This window comes from Streptomyces sp. MnatMP-M17, assembly GCF_900091995.1.
Lineage (GTDB): Bacteria > Actinomycetota > Actinomycetes > Streptomycetales > Streptomycetaceae > Streptomyces.
The window spans coordinates 1-4,310 of record NZ_FMDK01000928.1 but is presented as its reverse complement, the minus strand read 5'-3'; the positions used below and the strand labels follow the sequence as shown (position 1 = coordinate 4,310).

Annotated in this window: 4 protein-coding genes and 1 pseudogene; 1 reads left to right on the top strand and 4 read right to left on the bottom strand. The window is 69.9% G+C overall.

Translation table 11 applies throughout. The features are described from left to right. From GA0115259_RS33550 to GA0115259_RS40800, 4 genes are all read right to left on the bottom strand, one after another. A partial coding sequence (locus GA0115259_RS33550; protein WP_237540681.1) for a class I SAM-dependent methyltransferase occupies positions 1 to 569 on the bottom strand: 569 nt, incomplete at its 3' end. After that, positions 562 to 1,713 (bottom strand): YcaO-like family protein, encoded by a 1,152-nt coding sequence (locus GA0115259_RS33545; RefSeq protein ID WP_093603917.1) that lies wholly within the window; start codon positions 1,711 to 1,713, stop codon positions 562 to 564. The genes GA0115259_RS33545 and GA0115259_RS33550, both read right to left, overlap by 8 nt. Beyond that, a complete protein-coding gene (locus GA0115259_RS33540) occupies positions 1,710 to 2,909 on the bottom strand; it encodes a TfuA-like protein (RefSeq protein ID WP_256098257.1) in 1,200 nt (399 codons plus the stop codon). Before GA0115259_RS33540 ends, GA0115259_RS33545 begins: the two co-directional genes overlap by 4 nt. Positions 2,910 to 2,990: 81 nt before the next feature. Then, positions 2,991 to 3,140, bottom strand: coding sequence for a hypothetical protein (locus GA0115259_RS40800; RefSeq protein ID WP_176732743.1), 150 nt, complete (start codon positions 3,138 to 3,140; stop codon positions 2,991 to 2,993). Positions 3,141 to 3,418: 278 nt separating this feature from the next. Here GA0115259_RS40800 and GA0115259_RS33535 point away from each other — a divergent pair. Continuing rightward, positions 3,419 to 4,310, top strand: a pseudogene (locus GA0115259_RS33535) (hypothetical protein); the annotation flags it as partial.

Here is a 4,310-nt window from a genome sequence, read left to right as displayed (position 1 = left end):
CCCGCCCGCTCCCGCCATGGCGGGGCCGCCGAGTGGGAGCGGAGGCTGCCGGAGGTGAGAACGGCCCGGCCGCCCGGGCGCAGTACCCTGCGCATCTCCCTGAGCGCGCCCATCGGGTCGGGCGCGAATCCGAGGGCGTCGACGCAGACGATGCCGTCGGCGTGGGCGTCGGGGAGTCCGGTGGCTTCCATGGTCGCCGTGCGGAAGGCGGCCTGGCCGGGTGGTACGAACGCGGGGATGCGTGTGGTGGCCAGGCTGATGGCGGTGGGTGAGATGTCGATGCCTGTCAGGTGCACGGCGAGTGCGCGGGCCAGCCACAGGCCGACGCCTCCGGTGCCGCATCCCAGGTCGAGCAGCCGGGCGCCGGGGCGCAGCCGCAGCCGGTTGACCGTGGTGGCGAGCAGCGGCCAGTCGCATGAGCTGGATGTCTCCAGTTCATGGGGGTAGGCGTCGCCCATGGCCTGGGCGTAGAGCTGTGTGACCAGGGTGGTGCCGGCTCTGGCTGCGTGGAAGGCGTCGAAAACGGCCGCGAGTTGCTGCTCAGCCGTTGCCCCGGGGTGCTTATTCATGGTGGTTGCCGGGGCGGGGGATCGAGCGGATGATGCGCATTTCGAGGCCGGGGCTGATGACCTTGGCCGCGGCGTAGGCGTCGCAGTGGTGCAGGAGGACGGCGATGGGCTCGTGGCCGGTGGTGGAGGCGATCCGGGCGGCCACCGAGACTGTTTCGCGGCTGAAGTCCGGTTCGGCCGGGGCGTAGTGGTGGGTGAGGGTGTTCCAGTCGGTGGTGCCCGGCCAGGCTGGTTGGGGGGATGGGGGGCGGGCGGCGAAGGCGTTTTCGTGGGAGTTGAGGTCGTCTCGGGTGCCGGCGATGCAGGTGAGCCGGGACTGGGCGGCCTCGGTGAGAGCTCGGGAGAGAGCGATGTGGGGATCGCGGTGGCATCCGGAGCCCGCGAAGACCACGGGGTAGTCCTCGGACCAGATGTACGCGGCGCAGACGGGGATGCGGTGGGCGCTGTCGACGAGTGCGATTTCCAGGAACATGCGGGCGTCGAGGAAGCGGTCGATCAGGTCCCGGCAGTACGGGTCGTCCACGCTCCGCGGGTCGATGAGGGCGCGGTGTTGTCCCCCGCTGGTGTAGTCGCGGTGCAGGACGTCCCGCTCGACGACTTCGAACAGGGCGTGCAGGACTGCTTCGTCCATCGTGTTTCCGCAGGCCAGACCGTTGCTGGTGACGTGGAAGGGGTCCGGCCGGCGCACGTCGCGCCGTAGGCGGCGCCGAACGAGTGCAGCGGGGACCGGGATGTCCTGACCGCTGGTCAGGCCCGTTCCTGTCACCCAGTCCAGCTCGATGTCCTTCAGCCCCTCGTGGTCTGCCTTCACCGGCAGGAGGCTCATGGGATAAGGCGGGTTGAGGCCGCGGTGAGTGCCGCGTGCCGGTGTCGTCATGGGGGGCTGCTCGGCGTGCCACAGTTCCGCGCTCTCCAGCACGGCCGAGATCTTGGCGAGTTCGTCGGTCGCTCCCTTGCCCTGTGAGGTGACGAGGGTGTGCGCGTGCGGTCGGATCGCGGTCCAGACCGGGATGCCGAGGTGGTCGAGGTCGGTCAGGCGCGCCACGCGGGAGATCCCGAGGCCCTTGAGCTTTGGTTCCAGGGCGTGCCAGGTCTCCTCGGGTGTTCTGGTGCGTACGGTGCCGTCGAGAACGATCCGGCTCATCGTGCAGCCTCCCGGTCGTGGAGAAACCCCAGTACGAAGGTCTTGGCGGCGTCGGCGGCGTCGCGGGCGCCCTGGAATCCACGGGCCCAGGACTCGTCTTCCAGACCCGCCTCCGGTACGGACCACAGGGAGGTCATAAGCTGGCGGGCGACGCTGTTCTTGATGGCCTCGGCGAAGAAGCCTCGGTGTGTTCGGGTCGTTTCCTCGTTGAGCGCGATGTACCGGGCGAGGGCGGCCCGGTCGGCGGGCGTCTCGCGGGCCAGCAGCCGGGCCACGGTGTCGTGGTCGGTCAGGTCTGTCTCCGGGCGGATCACCGCGCAGGCCACAGGGCGGGGCAGGCCCGCCGTGTCCGGTGTTCCGGTGGCCGTGCCGAGGTAGTCCCACCAGAGCGTTTTGAAGTGCGGATCGAAGAGCTGCTGGTAGGTGATCCGGTGGCTCGTCGCCAGACGGATGCCGTCGACGGTCTGCGTGGCGAACATGTTCGCCCACTGCCGGAAGTGACGGGTCCGCCATTCCAGCCCCGGCGGCCGCGCCGCGGGCGTGGCGGCGAGGGACAGGGCAGTCTCCAGCGCCCCCAGGGCGTCGGCCCGTTTGAGATCACCGAAGTGCCGGTCGTTGGCCAGGCGCGAGGTGAGCCACCCGGCGAACTCCTCGACACCCAGTTTGCGGCTGATGGCCGAGACGGCCGTCAGCGACCGATGCGGGTAGTAGACGGCCCGCAGTCCACCGAGCACGTCTGCCGCCTCGTCCGGGCTGATGACGTCTGCCGCTGCGGCGAGGTTCAGTACATGGCGCAGATTGACCAGGGGCCAGGTCACCGAACGCAGGTCCGTATCCGCAGACTGCCCGACGGCCACCTCGTCGTCGCCCTCGATCCGTCCTGCGGCGTAGGCATCGTAGATGTCGCCCACCCCGACCATGCCGCACCCAGTCAGCTCCGCCGCACGCAGCGCACCGATGCTCGCGGCACCGATGACGCGCACGCCCCTGCCGAGTGTCCACATGATCTCTTTGTGCCGCAGCGCGGGCGTGTGGTGGTAGAGGCCGTCGATGATGACCACGGTGTCGGTCGCGGCGATAGCGTCGTCGAACAGGTCACCGTGCCGGACCGGGGGCCGTGGGGCGAAGCGGGGATCGGACAGTACGGGGTCGTCCGGGCTGAGCGTCGGCCCGGTGTATACGTGAATCAACCGCACCCTCTCCTTTGTCGTGCCGGAGCACGAGGGGGGCGCCCGCGCCGGACAGCGCGGAGCACCCCCTCGGCCCCGGTCAGCGCGTCAGAACGTGTAGCACTCGTCCTGCTCGGTGTCCTCCGACCGGACGACCGCCGACGGCTCGATCAGTTCCGTCACGTCGGTCGCGACGCTGGTGTCGCCCTCCTGGCCACTGTTCTGGACAGCGGCTACCTGCGACTTCGAGAGGTCCATCTCTCATCCCTCCTCAGGCGTAGCGGGCTGGTAAGCCCGATGGCGTGCACGGCACAGAGATCAGCCGTCCGGTGAGCAAGTCGGCCTGCCGTGCGTCACACATCGTCAGCCCGGGACGCGGGTGGGCGGAACGGCCGCCCGCTTGCCTCCAGTTGCGCCCGATTGCCTCCGATTGCCTTCCGACGCGAGGGACTTGACCCGCTACCCCGCATGTGCAGGACACTGGACACGGTAGGTACACATCAGGTAGCCGCCCGCAACGCCAGGGAGAGGACCACGTGGCCGCAGCCGTGGACGACGGGGCCGTAGAGGCTGACGAACTCCTCCAACTGGTACTCGATCAGGAACGCTGCGACGGCAACACATTCGCGCGCCGCGTGGCCGCCCACCACCAGCGCATGGGCCTGGGAACCATGGCCGACCGGCCCGAGAAGGTCTCCCGCTGGAAAAAGGGCCGCGCCCGGCCCGACCGCCGCACCACCATTGCGATGACCGACATGCTCGGCGTGCCCTTCGACCAAGCCCTCGCACTGGGCTGGCCCCACTGGCTACGGCTCGCGCTCAAAAACGACCGCGCGCTGCTCACATCCCCATGGACACCATCCGGAACCGTCCGGGCGCTGGAACACGTAGGAGGGCCGGACATGGAACGCCGGGAATTCGTGATCACCGGCGGCACCCTCGCCGCCCTGCTGACAAGCTGGACCGCCGCCGCCCCGGCGACCGCCGTCCTCGCCTCCGACCGCCGTCCCCAGATCAACCAGGACACCGTCCGGCTCATCGACGACCGCCTCGCCACCCTCAGGCACCTCGACGACCAGATCGGATCCGACGAAACCTACGCCCTGGCCTGCGCCGAACGCCAGATGATCACCCACAGAATCCGGAACACCTCCTACAGCACCGCCACCGGCCGCCGCCTGTTCGCCGCCGCCGCCGAAGCATCACGCATCGCCGGCTGGTGCGCCGTCGACTCCGGCCACCCCGCACAAGCACAACGCCACTACCTGGCAGCTCTGCGCTCCGCCGCAAGCGCGGCCGACCCCGTCGTCACCGCCAACACCCTCGGCTTCTGGGCCATGCTCCGCTACAGCACCGGCGACCCCGCCGGCGCGCTCCAACTCGTCGACGCCGCCCACCACCACGCCGCCCGGACCGGCTCCCCCCCCC